This is a genomic window from Saccharothrix sp. NRRL B-16314 (genome assembly GCF_000716595.1).
Lineage (GTDB): Bacteria > Actinomycetota > Actinomycetes > Mycobacteriales > Pseudonocardiaceae > Actinosynnema.
In genome coordinates this window covers 48,953-66,218 of record NZ_JNXC01000019.1, presented here as the reverse complement: position 1 = coordinate 66,218, position 17,266 = coordinate 48,953, and the positions used below count along the sequence as shown (strand labels likewise).

19 protein-coding genes and 1 other annotated feature are annotated in these 17,266 nt (G+C 69.0%); of the genes, 13 read left to right on the top strand and 6 right to left on the bottom strand.

Annotation, left to right across the window (positions count from 1 at the left end):
• Nucleotides 1–64 precede the first annotated feature (64 nt).
• The 3 genes from OQ02_RS24175 to OQ02_RS46005 all read left to right on the top strand — a co-directional run bounded on the left by OQ02_RS24175 (nt 65) and on the right by OQ02_RS46005 (nt 1,882).
• Nucleotides 65–628: a hypothetical protein gene (locus OQ02_RS24175; RefSeq protein ID WP_033440848.1), complete on the top strand. Its 564-nt coding sequence runs from the start codon at nt 65–67 to the stop codon at nt 626–628.
• Between the two features lie 45 nt (nt 629–673).
• Nucleotides 674–1,234, top strand: a complete 561-nt coding sequence (locus tag OQ02_RS24170; protein WP_033440939.1) for a DinB family protein — start codon at nt 674–676, stop codon at nt 1,232–1,234.
• Between the two features lie 384 nt (nt 1,235–1,618).
• Complete coding sequence (locus tag OQ02_RS46005) at nt 1,619–1,882, top strand: transporter associated domain-containing protein (RefSeq protein WP_331281551.1); 264 nt, start codon at nt 1,619–1,621, stop codon at nt 1,880–1,882.
• On the opposite strand, the gene OQ02_RS24165 is transcribed toward OQ02_RS46005, so the two are convergent.
• Entirely contained in the window at nt 1,802–2,200 is a 399-nt protein-coding gene (locus OQ02_RS24165; protein ID WP_033440847.1) for a MerR family transcriptional regulator, read from the bottom strand. The genes OQ02_RS46005 and OQ02_RS24165 overlap by 81 nt on opposite strands.
• A 169-nt stretch (nt 2,201–2,369) precedes the next feature.
• On the opposite strand from OQ02_RS24165, the gene OQ02_RS24160 reads away from it, so the two are divergent.
• From OQ02_RS24160 to OQ02_RS47230, 6 genes are all read left to right on the top strand, one after another.
• On the top strand, nt 2,370–3,665 hold the full coding sequence (locus OQ02_RS24160; RefSeq protein ID WP_231500197.1) for a hemolysin family protein: 1,296 nt from the start codon (nt 2,370–2,372) through the stop codon (nt 3,663–3,665).
• On the top strand, nt 3,662–4,708 hold the full coding sequence (locus tag OQ02_RS24155) for a hemolysin family protein (protein WP_033440845.1): 1,047 nt from the start codon (nt 3,662–3,664) through the stop codon (nt 4,706–4,708). Before OQ02_RS24160 ends, OQ02_RS24155 begins: the two co-directional genes overlap by 4 nt.
• Before the next feature lie 28 nt (nt 4,709–4,736).
• Nucleotides 4,737–5,807 (top strand): sporulation protein, encoded by a 1,071-nt coding sequence (locus OQ02_RS24150; RefSeq protein WP_033440844.1) that lies wholly within the window; start codon nt 4,737–4,739, stop codon nt 5,805–5,807.
• Nucleotides 5,808–5,865: 58 nt separating this feature from the next.
• Nucleotides 5,866–6,120: a GlsB/YeaQ/YmgE family stress response membrane protein gene (locus tag OQ02_RS24145; protein WP_033440843.1), complete on the top strand. Its 255-nt coding sequence runs from the start codon at nt 5,866–5,868 to the stop codon at nt 6,118–6,120.
• Nucleotides 6,121–6,409: 289 nt separating this feature from the next.
• Nucleotides 6,410–6,595: a PspC domain-containing protein gene (locus OQ02_RS24140; RefSeq protein WP_033440842.1), complete on the top strand. Its 186-nt coding sequence runs from the start codon at nt 6,410–6,412 to the stop codon at nt 6,593–6,595.
• A gap of 247 nt (nt 6,596–6,842) precedes the next feature.
• Nucleotides 6,843–7,247 carry a zinc finger domain-containing protein gene (locus tag OQ02_RS47230; protein WP_442973673.1) on the top strand — a complete coding sequence of 135 codons (405 nt, stop codon included), beginning with the start codon at nt 6,843–6,845 and terminating at the stop codon, nt 7,245–7,247.
• A gap of 189 nt (nt 7,248–7,436) precedes the next feature.
• On the opposite strand, the gene OQ02_RS24135 is transcribed toward OQ02_RS47230, so the two are convergent.
• The 3 genes from OQ02_RS24135 to OQ02_RS44020 form a co-directional block, all read right to left on the bottom strand.
• Nucleotides 7,437–7,619, bottom strand: a complete 183-nt coding sequence (locus OQ02_RS24135; protein ID WP_442973672.1) for a hypothetical protein — start codon at nt 7,617–7,619, stop codon at nt 7,437–7,439.
• A gap of 785 nt (nt 7,620–8,404) precedes the next feature.
• Nucleotides 8,405–8,821, bottom strand: a complete 417-nt coding sequence (locus OQ02_RS24130; RefSeq protein ID WP_063747140.1) for an IS3 family transposase — start codon at nt 8,819–8,821, stop codon at nt 8,405–8,407.
• Nucleotides 8,732–8,863, bottom strand: a sequence feature (AL1L pseudoknot). (Overlaps the previous gene by 90 nt.)
• On the bottom strand, nt 8,818–9,138 hold the full coding sequence (locus tag OQ02_RS44020; protein WP_033440841.1) for a transposase: 321 nt from the start codon (nt 9,136–9,138) through the stop codon (nt 8,818–8,820). (Overlaps the previous feature by 46 nt.) The genes OQ02_RS24130 and OQ02_RS44020 overlap by 4 nt, the downstream gene beginning before the upstream one ends.
• Before the next feature lie 447 nt (nt 9,139–9,585).
• Between OQ02_RS44020 and OQ02_RS24120 the strand changes: the two genes are divergently transcribed.
• The 4 genes from OQ02_RS24120 (at nt 9,586) to OQ02_RS41225 (ending at nt 15,658) form a co-directional block, all read left to right on the top strand.
• Entirely contained in the window at nt 9,586–11,739 is a 2,154-nt protein-coding gene (locus OQ02_RS24120; protein WP_156077266.1) for a hypothetical protein, read from the top strand.
• Nucleotides 11,736–11,918, top strand: coding sequence for a hypothetical protein (locus OQ02_RS44015; protein ID WP_033440840.1), 183 nt, complete (start codon nt 11,736–11,738; stop codon nt 11,916–11,918). Before OQ02_RS24120 ends, OQ02_RS44015 begins: the two co-directional genes overlap by 4 nt.
• A 121-nt stretch (nt 11,919–12,039) precedes the next feature.
• Nucleotides 12,040–12,426, top strand: coding sequence for a toll/interleukin-1 receptor domain-containing protein (locus tag OQ02_RS24110; protein ID WP_033440839.1), 387 nt, complete (start codon nt 12,040–12,042; stop codon nt 12,424–12,426).
• A gap of 7 nt (nt 12,427–12,433) precedes the next feature.
• Nucleotides 12,434–15,658 (top strand): tetratricopeptide repeat protein, encoded by a 3,225-nt coding sequence (locus OQ02_RS41225; RefSeq protein WP_051772729.1) that lies wholly within the window; start codon nt 12,434–12,436, stop codon nt 15,656–15,658.
• A 221-nt stretch (nt 15,659–15,879) separates the two neighbouring features.
• On the opposite strand, the gene OQ02_RS44010 is transcribed toward OQ02_RS41225, so the two are convergent.
• A complete protein-coding gene (locus OQ02_RS44010) occupies nt 15,880–16,056 on the bottom strand; it encodes a hypothetical protein (protein ID WP_156077265.1) in 177 nt (58 codons plus the stop codon).
• 103 nt (nt 16,057–16,159) lie between these two features.
• Nucleotides 16,160–17,257: an integrase core domain-containing protein gene (locus OQ02_RS46000; protein ID WP_033440838.1), complete on the bottom strand. Its 1,098-nt coding sequence runs from the start codon at nt 17,255–17,257 to the stop codon at nt 16,160–16,162.
• Nucleotides 17,258–17,266: the final 9 nt, after the last annotated feature.

Sequence of the window (17,266 nt, the reverse complement as noted above, 5' to 3'; positions counted from 1 at the left end):
GCTGACATGAGGGCCGATCTGCGTCCCTTGGCCGTGCTGCCGGACCTGCGCACCTTGGAGATCCGTGCCAACGAGGTGCCGGTCGCTCGACGGCCTCATCGGCTGCGGTCGGCTCGACACGTTGCTCGTATCCGGCTACAGCGCGCTGGAGGACCTGTCCGCGCTGGCCCAACTGCCGGTTACCGACCTCCGACTGCTGGGCCGTCCTTACGCAGGCGGCCCGGTGGCCAAACTGGCCACGTTCGACGGCGCATGGGTGCGCAGGCTGGCGATCAAACATCGTGACCTGCGCACAGGGCTGTACACCGTGCCCGACTCGCTGCCGTTGACCGAGCTGGTCGTCGACTCGCCCGCGCGCTCCAGGTCGCTTCTCGGCGTGCGACGGTTCCCGACACTGGAGGCGGTGTCGGTGCTCGGCCCGCTCTCCGCCGCCGAGGTCGGCGAACTCGCCGAACTGCCCAAGCTGCGTCGACTCGTCCTCGACCTGACCGGAGTCGAAGGCGCCGACCTCAGCCCGCTCGACGCCCTGACCGCAGTGGAGATCCAACTGTGCGGCGTGCACAGCTCGGACCACGAGACCGTGCGTGCGGTGCTTCCCACCGACATGCGCGTCGAGTTCGCCGGCTGACGAGGAGGGAAAGCGGGGAGCGTGCAGGAGGGGCACACTGGCAACGTGGACAAGCAGGCGGTTCACGACGACATGGAACGGGCACGCGCCACGTTCCGCTCGCTCCTGGAGCTCGCCGGCGACGCAGACCTGCGACGCAAGTCCAACGGCACGCGATGGAACAACCGGCAGTTGCTGTTCCACATGCTCCTCGGATTCCTCATCATGCGAGCCTTGCTGACCTTGGTGCGTCTGTTCGACCGGCTCCCAACCGGCGTCGGCAGGGCCTTCGCCCGCCTGCTCAACGCCGCAACCAAGCCGTTCGACGCCGTGAACTACGCGGGGGCCTGGCTCGGCGGCACCACACTCGGCCGCCGCCAGATGGCCGCACTCTGCGACCGCGTGATCGCGAAACTGCACCGACGCCTCGACCGCGAAACCGACACCGAACTGGCCCGCGGCATGCACTACCCGACCCGCTGGGACCCGTTCTTCCAAGACTTCATGACCCTCGCCGACCTCTACCGCTTCCCCGTACAGCACTTCGACTTCCACCGCCGCCAACTCACCCTCGACCGCCGAGACAGGCCCCTGGCGGGCACCGATTCCGACGTCACAGGAGGCTGATTCCACTCGACAGCGATTCGAACTCCCTGTGCGATGATCGCCGGACGGTTCTTCCCCGAGGAAGCCTGGTCACCCTTTCATCATTGCGACCGGTGCAGCTGTGCGCGGACGGCTTCCTCCAGTGTGGAGATGTGGTGCTCCTGCCCTGGTACGAACCGGCAGTCCCGGGCCCGAGCGTGGACGACGGCCGTCCTGATCCGTGTCCGTGCTGGTGCTCGTGGTCGGGCTACTGCACCTGGCCGGACCGGAGTTGCATACCGGTGTCCCGCGATGTGACCGGTCCGACGCGGAAACCGATCGCGACCTGATGGCGGTCCGGGCCGCCGAGGACGGTTCGCTGGTTCTGCCCGGCACCTTCACGCGCACGACCTGGTCGACTTGGGGGTGGAGCTGCCCGACGCGCCCGACGGCGATTACGCGACGATCGCCGGTCTGGTGTTGGTGTTGCTGGGCACATCCCGGAAGCGCTGGGTGCGTCGGGCCACGGTGTCGGGGTGGACGATCGAGGTGCTCGCCGTGGAGCACCACGCGATCACCTCGGTGTGCCTGCGGCGGGGATCGGAGGGTTCAGGGCAGGAGCAGATCCGGGGGGATCTGGAGGGCGACGGTGATCAGGGAGTGGACCCTGGTGGCGATCACGGCCAGTAGGCCCTGCACCTCGGGGGAGGCGTTCTCCGTGACGGCTTGAAGGGTGCGCAGGTCGGCGTCGATGCGGTCCAGGATCGAGGCGACGTCGACGTGGGCGGAGGTGAGTGCGGCGGCGATCTCCTCCAGCGGCACGCCCTGGACCTCCAGGCGTTGCACCAGGTGGATGCGGTCGATGTCGGCGGGGTCGTAGAGGCGGTAGTTGCTCGCGGTGCGCTTGGCGGGGGTGAGCAGGCCGAGGCTGGTGTAGTAGTCGACGGTGCGGGGGCTGACCTGGGCGCGGGCGGCGAGTTCGCCGATCCGGAGCAGAACCTCGGACACTGCCACCTCCTCGTTCCGGTCACTCACCGTCAACCGTACAGTGCCACGTGCTAGTGTTAAGCATGCCTGATGACGCCGACACGGAGCCTTCCAGTAGTCGGCCGGGTGAGACCCGGCTGATCATAGGTTCCCGGTTCGTGGCGAGTGCGCCGTGTTGATCTTTTCCGGCTTGCTCGCGATCGTGGCCCTGACCGTGGCCACGGGGTACTTCGTGGCCCAGGAATTCGCCTATATGGCGGTGGACCGGGGCCGGTTGCGGCAGTTGGCCGAGGGCGGCGACAAGGCCGCCGAGCGGGCGCTGCGGGTGACGCAGAAGTTGTCGTTCATGCTCTCCGGCGCCCAGTTCGGGATCACCGTGACGGCGCTGCTCGCCGGGTACATGGCCGAGCCGCTGCTGGGCACGGGTCTGGCGAACCTGCTGGGGCTGACCGGCCTGTCGCCGGCCGTGGCGGTGTCGCTGTCGATGGTGGTCGCGCTGGTGTTCGCCACGGTGGTGCAGATGGTGCTGGGCGAGCTGTTGCCCAAGAACTTCGCGATTGCCCGGCCGGAGTCGCTGGCCAAGGCGTTGAGCACCTCCACGCTGGCCTACCTGAAGGTCGCCGGTCCGGTGATCCGGCTGTTCGACGCGGCGGCGAACCGGTTGCTGCGCGCGGTGGGCATCGAGCCGGTGGAGGAGCTGCCGCAGGGCGCTACGCCGGAGGACCTGCGGCAGATCATCACCGACGCGCGTGGCGAGGGGCACCTGGACGCGGAGCTGTCCCGGTTGCTGGACCGCGGTCTGGGCTTCCGGGAGCTGGTCGCCGAGCAGGCCATGACCCCGCGGGTGGCGGTGCACGCGGTGCGCGCCGATGAGCCCACCTCTCGGGTAGTCGAGCTGTTGGACACCGGTCACTCCCGGTTCCCCGTGTTCGGGGACGACTTGGACGACCTGCGCGGTGTGGTCGGGTTGGCCGAGGTGTTGACCGTGGACCCCGAGCGGCGCGCGGACACGCCGATCGGCGACGTCGCCTCCCCGGCGCTGGTGGTGCCCGCGACGCTGCCGCTGCCGGCGGTGCTCGAACGGTTGCGCACCGAGCGCCGGCAGCTGGCGTGCGTGGTGGACGAGTTCGGCGGCTTCGCCGGGGTCGTCTCGCTGGAAGACCTCGCCGAGGAACTGGTCGGGGAGATCCACGACGAGGACGACCTCGTCGAGGAGGTCATCGAGCCGTTGGGCGAGAGGGCCTGGCGGGTGCCCGGCCGGATGCGGCTCGATGAGATCGCCGACGCCACCGGTGTGGAGCTGCCGGAGCACGACACCTACGACACGGTGTCCGGACTGGTGCTCAGCCGGCTCGGCCGCACCGCCCGGGTGGACGACGAGATCACCTTCGACGGGGTGTCGGTGCGGGTGACTGCGGTCGCGCGCAACGTGCCGTCGACCGTGGTGCTGGCCGCTCCCACCGTTGCGCGGGAGGATGCCCGATGAGCACCACCTGGTCGTTGCTGGTGTCGTTGGTGTTGTTGGTGGCCAACGCGTTCTTCGTGGCCGCCGAGTTCGCGCTCATCGCCGCCAAGCGGCACCGTCTGGAACAGGACGCCGAGACCAGCCGCGCGGCCCGCGCGGCGGTGGCCGGTGTGCGTGAGCTGTCGCTGATGCTGGCGGGAGCCCAACTCGGGATCACGCTGTGCACGCTGGGTTTGGGTGCGCTGGCCAAACCGGCGGTGGCCGATCTGGTGGACCCGTTGCTGCTGGCGACCGGGCTGCCGTCTGGCGTGTCCTACGGGATCGCGTTCACCTTCAGCCTGGTGCTGGTGGTGTTCCTGCACATGGTGGTGGGTGAGATGGCCCCGAAGTCGTGGGCGATCTCCCACCCCGAACGTTCCGCGCTCCTGCTCGCATTGCCGTTCCGGGCGTTCGCCCACTCGGTCCGTTGGGTCCTCGGTGGACTCAACGGGGTGACCAACGGGTTGCTGCGGTTGATGAAGGTCCAGCCGCAGGACGAGCTGGCGCAGGCCCACCGACCGGATGACCTGCGGATGCTCGTGCGGCAGTCCGGCGAGCACGGTTTGATCCCCGAGGGTCAGCAGCGGCTGCTGACCCGGATGCTGCAACTCCAGAAGACCACCGTCGCCCAGGTCATGGTGCCCGTCGAGGACACGCTGAGCGTGTCGTTGCACAGCAGTGCCCTGGCGATCGAGCGCCGCAGTCGCGAGTCGGGGCGTTCCCGGTTCCCGGTGATGGACGTCGACGGCCGGTTCCTCGGCCTGGTGCACATCCGTGAGGCCGTGCGCGCCACCGCCGCGGGCCGCAGGACGACCGCCCGCGACCTGATGGCCCCCGCGGTGACGCTGCCCGCCACCATGCCGGTCGCGAGCGCGGTCACCGCGATGCGTGCCGAACGCGCCCAGTTGGCGTTGGTGTCCGACCCGGAGGACCGGGTCATCGGCATCGCCGCATTGGAAGACCTCCTCGAAGAGCTGATCGGCGACTTCGAGGACGAGACCGACCCCTTGCTCCGCACCACGTGAACACCCACCCTCCCGGAGGAAATCCCTGATGTTCAAACGGATGCTCAGCGCCTTCGGCGTCGGCGGACCGTCCGTCGACACCGTCCTGGACACCCCGCACGCCACTCCCGGCCAGGTGATCACCGGTCAGGTGCGCATCCAGGGCGGCAGCAACGACGCCAACATCGACCAGATCGTTCTGTCGCTGGTGACGCGCGTCGAGATCGAGCACGGCGACCACGAGTTCGGCGGCGTGTCGGAGTTCCTGCGCGTGGTCGTCGCGCAGGGCGTGCGGGTCCCGGCGGGTCAGCCGATGTCGGTGCCGTTTCAGCTCCCGATCCCCTGGGAGACCCCGATCACCGCCGTCGGTGGGCAGCAGCTGCCCGGCATGACCGTCGGTGTGCGTACCGAACTGGTCATCTCCGGCGCCCCCGACAAGGGCGACCTCGACCCGCTGCTGGTCGGCCCGCTGCCTTCGCAGGACCGTGTGCTCGACGCGTTCGGGCAGCTGGGTTTCCAGTTCCGCAGCGCCGACGTCGAAGCGGGCCGCATCCACGGCGTCAACCAGGAACTGAGCTTCTACCAGGAAATCGAGTTCTTCCCGCCCGGCCAGTACGCCGGACGGATCAACCAGGTCGAGCTGACCTTCGTCACCAACCCCCACGAGCTCGTGGTCGTGCTGGAAGCCGACAAGCGCGGTGGCATGCTCTCCTCCGGCAGTGACGTGTTCGGTCGCTTCCGCGTGTCGCACCAGGATGCGATGAACACCGACTGGGCCGGTGCGATCAACCAGTGGATGGCGCAGATCGCCGAACGCGGCGGCCACTCCGCCTTCGGTGGCCACGCCCCCGGCCACGGCGCGTACGGCAACCCCGCGTTCGGCGGCCAGCCCGCCTACGGCCAGCCGGGGTACGGCCAGCCCGGCTATGGGCAGCCGGGCTACGGGCAGCACGGTCACCACGACGACGACCACCGCCACGGGCACCACCGCGGTCCCGGCGTTGGCGCGGTCGTCGGTGGTGTCGCGGCCGGTGTGGTCGGCGGCATGGTCGTCGGCGAGGTCATGGAAGAGGTGTTCGAGGACGACGGCGGCGGCGAGGACATGGCCTTCGAGGAGTGACCCCTTTCGCTGATGGGGGCTGATGGGGTAGTGCGGCTCACCTGAACCCCTCGAAGGAGTGGACGTTCCCGTCTCCGGAATCATCAGCGCCCTCGTCGTCGGCCTCATCATCGGCGCGCTCGCCCGACTCGCGCTGCCCGGCAAGCTGAACATCCCGATCTGGTTGACCATCCTCGTCGGCATCGCCGCCGCGTTCGTGGGCACCTTCATCGCGAACGCCCTCGGTGTCGGCGACACCCGCGGCATCGACTGGATCGAACTGATCAGCCAGATCGCCCTCGCCGCCGGCATGTACGGCCGCAAAAGGGTCTGACACCCCATAGACCGGCGCGGCCGGCTGCCACTCCCAATGACACGCCTGCCGCGCCGCCCGACCGTCCCTACGGCCCGAACCCCTACGCTCGACGAGGGAGAGAACACGCGGTGCAGTTCAAGGAGGACGCCGAACTGGACACCGGCGACCCCGCACGCCGCGGCACCTTCGACACCGACAACCTCGGCTGAATCCCGAACCCCCCGGCGACACCGCCCGGCGACCCGGCACCACCCGCACGTCATCGGGCGCACCCGAGACGTGGACCACGACGAAAGATGAGCGGCACATGACGACTTCGGCGTTGAGCAGGCCCAGCGACAATCGCAGGATCGCAGGCGTCTGCGCGGGACTGGCCAGGCGGTGGGGCATGAAACCCGGGACGGTCCGACTCCTGTTCGTGTTGTCCTGCCTGTTGCCCGGCCCGCAGTTCCTGATCTACATCGCACTGTGGATCATCCTGCCTTCCAGCTGACCACCGCCGGGCATCGTTGTGCTGGCCGGCGGCATCACAGCGATCACGGAGTGGTCGACCGTCGTGACCGGCGCGGCGAGCCGGACGTGCTCGGTGGAGAGCCGCCGGATGTGTTCCTCGCGCGCTCCACGTGACGACGCATTCGTTCGTTCTCCTGCCGGAGCTTGGTGATTCGCCCGCGCATGTCCCGCGCCGGTGTTGCATTCGGGGCGGCACGGTGGTCCGGCAGAGCCGGTAGTGTCCTGCCGTGGTCTATGCACGGCAGCCATCGAACCGGGGTCAGAGTTGTGGTCATGTGGCGGACGACGGCACGCGGTGTTTTCGTACGGCACTGCGCGACCGCCGATGCCTGTTGCACCAGCAGCCTCGGACGCTACCGACAAGAGCACCCGTCGACCCGTTGAGCGTGGGCTGTCCCAGTCGGGTCTGTGATGCCGCTCCCGGTCAACCATGCAGGTCACGCGGCGGGTACGTCGAGGACAAACCGCATACCGGACGCCTCATCGCCGCGCGGAAAATCGCCGACACGGGTGCCCCACCGTCGACGGGACGACCGGGGGAGCAGCTCCCATCGCCCGCGGCTCCACCGCACCGACGTGATCTGAGCGGACGCCGGCAACCCGGCACTGTGGATGGCGGCGGAACACCGTAGGGGCGTGCGGCGAGTCCGATCCGGTGCCGGCCACGCGATGCCCGAGACGGGGCGGTTGACCGCTCCTGGACGAGGTGCGTTGCCGAGCACGGCGGTCCGATTTCGGATGCTGCCTATCGATCAACGGCTACGCATGGCTCAACTGTCAGCGTGACGACGTTCTGTGTCACGGCCTCGTGCGTCTTGCGGTCAGCTGTCGTCGGCGGCTCGGCGCCAGGCGGTGTCGCGCAGCAGGCGGAGCCCGTTGAGGCCGACGATGACGGTTGAGCCTTCGTGGCCGAGGACGCCAAGGGGCAGTGGCAGGGTGCCGATGAGGTCCCACAGGACCAGTCCGGTGATAAAGGTCCCGGCGATGGCGAGGTTCTGCACCACCAGGCGGCGGGCGGCCCGGGAGAGCGCGATGACGGTGGGGATGGGCCTGACAGGTGCTCGACTACAGCCTGCTCGCGGACGTCCACGACCAGCGCTCTGGTCTGCTCCGCTCTGCTGTCGGTCCGGCCCCGGTCGACCAACGTCCTTCCAACAGCACGAGCACACCTCGGGGTTGGAGCAGCGCTCACCTCGAGAGTGCCGCGCCCGGAATCCGGCAGCGCCCACAAGACGTGCCGGGCGAGTACCACGTCGAACGACCCGGGGCAGATCGACGAATCGCCGCAGTACCGAGCAGCGGTAGCCCGCCACACGCGACGTAACCGCCCTCGATCAGCGGTACGGCTGCGGTGACGCGGACCCCGGCCGACAACAGGCTGTCCGCGGCATTGCTGAGCGCGAAACCGAGATGTGCAAAGCGGTTCGCGTTCCGGTCACCCAACTACGCATGGCATCCACTGGCACGGCTGCGGTCACTTGATTCGCACACAGGCGTTCGACGCTCGCAGCGGTCGACACAGGCTCGCCGTGGGAGGAAGATGGGAGGAAATTGGGAGAAGTCAAGGTGTAGCAACAAGATCGAGCTGCGCTCAAGTGCATCCAACTGCACCGCCGCGACCTGCTGATTCGACGTTTCCGCAGGTCATGTTGTGATCCGGGCGCGCCTGGGGGTCAAGGGGTCGCAGGTTCAAATCCTGTCGTCCCGACGGTCTGAAGAAGCCCGCTCGATCTGGATGAAATACCAGGTCAGCGGGCTTTTTCGTGCACTGTAATTGATCTTCATTCGGTCACGGAACGGTAACTTTGCGATCTTGGTGAACGGAGTTAAGGAGCGAAATCGGGCGCGGGTCGCTCCAGATCTTTGACCAACGCCAAAGGGGGGCGTCCCGAATGGGTGAATCCGCCGAACCGACGTCAAACAACACCCGTGGCATCAGCCGTTCCACCGTGCACCGGGCGACCGTGATCCCCTTGCGTCGCAGCGCAAACCAGATCTTCCGCGCGCCGTAGACCTCGTAATTCTCCCTCCAGATGGCCTCGATCTCGCTCTTGAGCCGCTCGTCGCGCACCGATCGCGCCGAAGCTGGGCGGGTCTTGGCCGCGTAGTAGGCGGACGGGGCGATCCGTTCGCCTGCCTGGCGCAGGACACGACAGATCGGCTCGACCCCGAACTCCTGTTTGTGCCGGTCGATGTAGTCGATCACCGTTGCGCGGGGCGGTCGAGCTCCGCCGCGAAGAAACTCGCCGCGGATTTCAGGATCTCGTTGGCACGCTTCAGTTCCGCCACCTCACGCCGCAGGCGTCGCAGTTCCGCGGACTCCTCCGCCGTACTCCCCGGACGGGCGCCTTGGTCGGCCTCGGCCTGTCGGATCCACTTGCGCAGCGTCTCCGGGGTGACTCCGAACTTCGGCGCGATCGAGGACACCGCCGCCCACCACGACGGGTACTCGCCCACGTGCTCCTGGACCAGCCGCACCGCCCGCTGCCGCACCTCAGCCGAGTGCCGTGACGTTCCTGCCATGACTCCATCCTCCACAAGCAATGGAGTCCCGATCAAAACCGTCGTCGAATAAGGCGGGGAACTTGCCGTCGTGATCGCGGATCAGGAACCGCGCGTGTCGGCCTGCGTCTTCGAGGTCCATGACGAGGTTCCTGCTTCGTAACACAGGATAGGTGCGCAATAGTCAGTCACGCCGTCATTCGTCGACTTCGAACCAGATCACACCGTCGCCGACACGACCACCGTGTCCTCCGCCGCCTCGGCGGGCGACATCGTCCCGACCGGCGGCTCGGGTCTGCTTCGCGTGCTGCTCGTCGCGGGCGGTGTCGCGGCCGTGGGTACCGTCGCGTGCGGTTGTGCCTGGTGGCTCAGGCGTCGTCGCGGCGACGAACCGGAGGTCAGCCGACCATGACAGGCCTACCACCCGCGCGGCGTGAGCGTCAGGTCCACAACGAAGTGCACGGGACCGTGGGTGGGCCCGTCCTCCAGGCCGAGACGATCCACGGCTCCGTGTACATCGTCGGTTCGTCGGCTCATGTGAAGCAGGTCGAGCTGGCCAGGACCGCCGACGAACTCGCCGACGTCGTCCAGGAGCGCTGGCGGGAGGAAGAGGACAGGCGGGAGATCCGGGATCCGGTATCGCTGCCCGTGCGGTGGGAGGCGGTGGACGACGTCCTGATGGACCACTGGGCCAACATCCGACTGGCCCCGCCAGGGGCGGCGGTCGAGCCCTTGGACCTCGCCGGCGACCTGTACCGGATCGTCGACGTCTACCGGCGGATTCCCTCCGGTCGCCTCGTGGTGCTGGGCCGGGCCGGTTCCGGGAAGACCGTCCTGGGTCTGCGGTTGGTGCTGGAACTGCTGGCGGCCCGCGGGCCCGGCGAACCTGTTCCGGAGATGTTCGGCATCGGGTCGTGGAACCCCACTGCCGAACCGCTGAAGGACTGGTTGAGCGGTCAGCTGAGCCGTGACCAGCCCGGCCTGGCCACGGTCGGTGCCGATGGGGAGACGCTCGCCGCCGCGCTGGTCGGCAGGGGACTGGTCCTGCCGATCCTGGACGGGTTCGACGAGATCGCCGGTGGCCTCCACCGGGTGGCGCTGCGGGAGCTCTCCGCCACCACCCTGCCGCTGGTGCTGACCAGCCGTTCCGGCGAGTACGCCGCCGCTGTGGAGGGAACCAGGGGCTTGACCCACGCCGCCGCGGTGGAGTTGACCGACCTCGGCTTGGACGACCTGGCGGACTACTTGCTGCGCGCCTGTCCCAAGACCGTCACGCCCGACTGGCAGCACGTGCTGGACGAACTGCGCCACAAGCCCCACGTCCCGGCCAACGCCAACCTCGCCGCAGTGCTGACGACGCCCCTGATGGTGTCCCTGACCGCCACCGTCTACGACGAGAGCGGCAGGGACGGCATCCCCGCGAACCGGCCGACGGAGCTGCTGGACACCGACCGGTTCCCCACCTCTCGCAGCATCGAGAACCACCTCCTGGGCAGCTTCCTGCCCTCGGTCTACCGGCTGCGTCGTGGAGATCCCCGCACCGCACCCGCCCACAAGTGGGACCCGGAGCACGCCCAACGCTGGCTCCGCTACCTCGCCGAGCACCTGGACCGGCTCGGTACGCGCGACCTCGCCTGGTGGGAGTTCGGGGTGTCGGTACGCCGCTGGACGCGCATTCTCGTGATCGCATCGCTGTCGGGCCTGTCCTTCGCGCTCGTCACCGGCATCGGGAACATCCCCGTGGACCTGATCGCCACATCCCACGGGCTCGACTTCGCGGTCCGGCGCGGGATCGTCGTGGGGTCATTGCACGGGTTGGTGGCCGCGCTGGCGTTCGGTCTCGTGTACCGGCTCGCGGACGGAAGCGACGCGTTGAAGCCCTCACCGGTCCGGGTTCGCCTCCTCGGCGGCCACCGGCCGAGGAGAGCGCCGTTCACGGCCAGGGTCGCGGCGGGGGCTCTGGTCGGATTCCTGGCGGCGCTCGCGCTGCTGCTCATCGACAGGCTTCTCGTGCCGCAACTGGGCCTGGACGACGGGCTTGGGGGAGGGCTGTCGGCCGCGATCGTGTTCCCGCTCCAGATCGGGCTGTCGGCCGGCCTGGCTTTGGGCCTCATGACCTGGCTCGAAGCCCCCGTCGATGTGCGGGCGGCCGCCAGCCCGGCCGACCTGTTGAGGTCGAACCGGGCGAACGTGGCTTCCCACTTCTTCGTGTGGGCGGTCGCACTGGGATTGGTGGCGGGGGTGGTGAACAGCTTCACCGGCGGCGTCGTCAGCAGCATGCAGATCGCGCTCGCGTTCGGCATCGAAGGCGCGTTCGGGGCCGGACTCGGCTACGGGCTCTGCCTGACCGCCTGGGGACAGTGGGTCGCCCTCGCCCGCATCTGGCTCCCCCTGACCGGTCGGCTACCCTGGCGGCTGGTCGCGTTCATGGACGATGCCTGCCGGCTGGGTGCGCTGCGCCGCGCGGGTGCCGTGTACCAGTTCCGCCACGCCCGGCTCCAGGATCACCTGACCGGCGCACTCGACCGGCGGAACTCACCGCCCCCCACCGGCGCGTCCCACGTCGTCGGAACCGACGGGATCGACCTCCGGCGCCGCGGTGGACAACCGTCCGCCGAGTGATAGCGCTGCCCCGGTACAACCGGAACATCAGCGAAGTGGCGGGCTGGGATCGCCCCGAACACGGCGCCGAGGCCCTCGGCCGCGACGCGGCCAACCGGGAGACACGCATGTCGGCCTTCCAAGGGCGCGACACGTTCGGCACGGCGCGGGGGCCGCAAGTGGCGACACCGCCGGTGTGATCAGGCCACCGGCCGGCACGACAGCGCAGGTAATCCCGCACATCTGCGGATAGCTCGCCGCGACGATGCCGTTAGCTTCATCGCATGAGCCGATTACCCGATCCTGCGGAGGAGGCGGCCCGTGGCAGGGGTCTTCGTGAGCTATCGGGCCGGTGACGAAGCACGTGCTACCAGGTTGGCCGAAGAGTTGCGGGCCAGGGGCCACGACGTTTGGCTCGACACCTGGGAGGTCGCCGTCGGCGACTCCATCGTCGCGAAGATGGATGAAGGCCTGGTCGACTGCTCATACCTGGTGGTGTGCTTTTCCTCCCAGGGCTGGTCGGGGCCGTGGATGAACCGCGAGTGGATGTCCGCGCTGGCCCGACAGATGCACGGTGAACGGGTGAGGATCCTGCCGGTGCGGCTCACCGGTGGCACCGCGCCCGCCATCCTGGCCGACCTCAAGCACGCGGATCTGGTCGCCGACTGGTCTCGCGGCGTCGACCAGTTGTGCGCGGCGATCGGGTGAACGGCGCGTGGACGCCCAACGGGTCTACATCGCGTGCGCCGAGGGCGAGGACCACCTGGCCGAGCGCCTGGCGTCACCACTGAAGGCGGCCGGGTACGACGTGCTGCACGACGGCCAGGTGATGGTAGGGGAGTCGCTCGTCGGCGAAGCCGCCAGGGCTGTGGCCGGTGGGTACCCGATCGTCCTCTGCGCCACGGCCCGCGCAGCCGGCAGCAGGTGGACCCAGAAGATCGTCAACGCGGGCCACACCGGTGACCGGACCAGGCTGTTCGTCGTCATCATGGACGAGCACGCGACCGTGGACCACCTGGCGCTCAGGGCCAAGGTCGCGCGCTACCACCTCGACCCCGACGCGGCGGTGCGCGAACTGCTCGCCGCACTGGCCAAGCACTTCCCGGCACGTCCCTCGTCGGCACCACCCGAAATCCCGCCCGCGCAGTCGGGCGGCCAGTTCCTCGACGGACCGTCGAACGCCACGGTGTTCGACGTCGACGCCGTGGCGGAGTTCCGCGAGGAGGTGCGCCCGGAAGTGGCCGCCCGCCACCCTTCTACGTTGAGCCCATGGGAGTTCCTCGACCGCACCCAGCTCCGGACGTGCGGGCGGTTGACACGCACCGGGGCGCTGCTGTTCACCATCGATCCGACCGCCACCTGCCCCAGCGCGATGGTCAAGTGCGCCCGGTACTTCGGGACGGATCGGTCGGCCACCCGCGACCCGTCCACGGTCGAGGGACCGATCGCCCGCCAGGTGGCCGAGGCGAGGAGGTTCGTCGCCCGGTACGCCCGTGTCGGCGAGCGGCCCAGCGCGGAACGCGCGGAGTCCGGTCCGGTCTACGACCTGCCCATGGTGGCGGTGCGCGAGATCATCGTGAACGCGCTGGTGCACCGCGACTACTCGCAACTGGACTCGTGCGTGCACGTGCGTCTGTTCGACGACCGGCTGGAGGTGAGCAGCCCCGGGACATGGGCCTCGCGGGGACTCACGGGCGGGCAGCCGGTCGACCTGGCGGAGCTGGAAGGCCAGTCGGTCAAGCGGAACTTCCGCCTGGCGCACATGATGTCGTGGATCAGGCTCGTGGAGGGCGAGGGAAGCGGCATCCCGACCGCCCTCTCCGACTGCGCCGGGTTCGGTGCCAGGCCTCCGGTTGTCGTGCAGGAGGGCGGCTTCGTCACGGTGACTCTCTGGCGCCGCAGCGACCTGCGCCCCTCGACGGACGCGCCGCGATCGGCCCCGGTGACGTTGCCGTCGTTCCGCTCGTTCACCGGTCGGCACGCGGAGCTGGACCGGGTGGCAGATCGCCTGACCGGCCGGCCCAAGGGCTCGGGCGTGGTGATCAGCGGGATGGGCGGGGTCGGCAAGACCTACCTCGCCGTGGCAGCGGCACGGCGGGTGCTGTCGACCTTTCCGGACGGTGCGCTGTTCGTGGACATGTCGCGGTACGCCGACGACGACCACGTCGAGGTGATGACGAGGCTGCTGTCTTCCCTCGGCGTGGCGGTGAAGGACGTGCCGTTCGACGAGGCGGCCATCACCGCCCTCTACCACCGGGTCCTCGCCGGGCGGCGCGTCCTGCTGGTACTGGACGCCGCGCGCAGCACCCAGCAGGTGCGGACCCTGCTCCCCGCCGATTTCGCCGGAGCGGCTCTGGTGACGAGCCGGCACGCGCTGAGCGGCCTGGTGTTGCACGAGGGCATGGACGGCATCGTGCTGGACGCGATGAACCTCGACGAGGGTCTGGCCCTGCTGCGGTCTCTCCTGGGTGACGACCGGGTAGACCTGGAAATCGCCGCGGCGACCCGCCTCGTCGAGCTGTCCGGCGGCCTACCCCTCGCGCTGGCGGTCATCGGCGCGAGGGCGAGGGACATGCCCGGTGACCGGCTCAACCGGCTCGTGGCCGACCTGGAGGACTCGTCACGCCGACTGGACGCCCTCGACACCGGCGAGGGCGACACGAGCGTGCGCTCGGCCATGGACTGGTCCTACCGGGCGTTGAGCGAGGAAGCGGCGCGGTTGTTCCGCCGCTTGAGCTCCCACCCCGGCCCGGACTTCGGCGTGGACGTGGTCGCGAGCATGGCGGGCACGAGCCGGCGCACCGCCCAGGCACTGCTGCGCGAGCTGACCCGGAGCAACATCGTGCACTCCTCCGAGGCGAACCGCTACAGCTTGCACGATCTGGTCGCGGTGTTCGCCGAGGAGACCGCGGCGAGCACCGACAGTCCGCAAGAGCGAGACACCGTCGCGCTGCGGATGTTCAACCACTACTTGGGCACGGGGATGCGGGCCGCGCTCCTGTTCGATCCCTTCCGCGAGCCGATCGACGTGGATGCGGCGGTCCTGGGAAGCACACCCGCCATGTCCACCTACGAGGACGCCCTGGCCTGGTTCACCCGGGAACGGCGGGCCATGCTCGAGGTCGTACGCCTCGCCGTCTCGCAGGGGCGGCATGAGCACGTCTGGAAGCTCGTGTGGACGATGTCGACGTTCCTCGACCGCGACGGGCACGCGCGTGACCACGTCGCCGCACAGCACACGGCCCTGGACTCCGCGCGGCGGGCGGGCGACGTGAACGCCCAGGCGACCACGCACCGGCTGCTCGGGCACGCCTACACCAGGCTCGGCGTCTACCAGGAGGGCAGTTCCCACTACCGGGAAAGCCTGCGGGTTTTCCAGGCGCTCGGCGACCTGCATGGGCAGACACATGCGCACTACGCGCTCAGCCGTGTCCTGGGCTTTCAAGGCGACCACGCCACGGCGGTGTCGCACGCGCAGCGCGCGTACGAGTTGTACGGCGCGCTCGGCAATCAGGTGCGGCAAGCACGAGCGCTCAACCAGCTTGGATCGAGTCACGCCCGCCTGGGCGACTACCGGCGGGCGCTGGAGTGCTGTGAGCAGGCATTGCGGCTGTTCGAAGAGCACCGGGACGACTACTACCGGGCGGCGACCTCGGACAACCTCGGCTACATCAACCACCGACTCGGGCACTACGACCGGGCGATCGGGCACTACCGGCTGTCGATCGACCTCTACTGGGCCGCGAGCGACCAGCACAGCGCCGCGAGCACGCTGTCCCGCATGGGCGACACGTACATCCACCGCGGCGACCCGCCCAGCGCGGAGCGGGCGTGGCGGGAGGCGCTGGGCATCCTCGATGACCTCGAGCACCCAGAGGCGGAAGTCGTGCGCAGGAAGCTGACTGGCCTCACCGGCCCTCGCGGCGGGTCGCCGTCCTGAATACCGCAACCCCCGCTCCAACGGCATAACCGCTGACCATGAGCCGGCGGTCGGCGCGCACCCTGGTGCAGACGGCGGGATCCGCAACAGGGCGACGCGTCGCCGACGTGCAAGCGGAACTCGCCGCCCCAACGACGATCAGCTGACCACGACGGCTGGTTCACGCCGGGTCTGGTGTGAGCGCGTCCGGCTGGGCCGGGCCGGTCGGGTTCCACGGGTGACTACCGCAGCTCGATGTCGAGTCCGTCCGCGAGGCAGTAGCCCTTGGCCGCGAAAAGCCACCAAAGCTCCTCGCGCAGCCGGCACAGCAGCGGCGGGATGTTGCGGCTGCGGCCCGGGTCGCCGTAGAGCACGCGGGACAGCGCCTTGGCGTCCATCACGGCGCGGCTGTGTGCCAAAGCGAGGAGTACGTCCCGGTGCTGCGGCCGCGAGATCCGGTGGTCGGCGGCTACGACGGTCCCGCGCAGCCGGTGTGCTTGCCGAAAATGTAGTCCGTGCAGGTCAGGCGGCGTGGTGGTACTCGTTGAGGATGCCGCCCAGTCGTTGCCGACGGCGGATGTCGAGGCGGGTGAGGGTCGCCTGATCGGTGACTGGCTGTGGCAGTGGTTGTAGTGGTCGGGCGTTGTCGATGCCCTGGTGGGGCCGGTGGGTGTTGTAGAACCGCTCGTACTCGTGCAACGCGTGGAGCAGGTGCTGCTGATTCCAGATCAGCGTTCGGTCGAGAAGTTCACGGCGGTAGCTGCGGATCCAGCGCTCCATGATCGCGTTCATCCGCGGGATCTGGACTCCGCTGACGACGATCTGGATGCCGGCGTCGGCGAGGACGGCGTCGAACAGTGCCGGGTACTTCCCGTTCCGGTCGCGGATCAGGAATCGCGCGTGTCTGCCCGCGTCTTCGAGGTTCATGGCGAGGTTCCTGGCGGCTTGGGTGACCCAGGATGCGGTGGGGTGCGCGGTGGCGCCGAGGATTCGGATCCGGCGGCTGGCGTGCTCGATCACCGCGAGCACGTAGAGGCGGGTGCCGTTCAGGGTGGTGGTCTCGAAGAAGTCACCGGCCATCAGGGCGTCGGCCTGTGAGCGGAGGAGGACCGACCACAACGTCGTGGTGCGTTCGGGTGCCGGATCGATCCCGGCGTCCTGGAGGATCTGCCACACCGTGGACGCGGCGATCTCGATACCGAGGACGAGAAGTTCTCCGTGGATGAGGCGGTAGCCCCAGGCGGGATTCTCCCGCGTAAGGCGCAGTACCAGGAGTCGGATCGAGCGGATGGTCCATGGTCGGCCGGGCCGTCTGGGGCGGGATCTGGCTGCGTGGCGGCGTGCGATGAGGTCGCGGTGCCGGCGCAGCACCGTCTCCGGACGGACCAGTAGTCGAAGCTGATGAAGCGTGGCGGTCGGGAGGCGGTGCAGCAGCGCCGCGAGGAACGCCCGGTCGGCGGAGGAGAAGCGTGTACGGGCGTCTCCGAGTTGGCGTTCCAGGATTGTGATCTGGTGCCGTAGCGCCAGGATCTCCGTGTCTTTGTCCCGGTCGCTCATGGGCAACAGGCGCAGCAGCGCAAAGGCGTTGGTGACGCCCAGGTAGGCCAGTCGGAGCAGCACAGCCGGTCA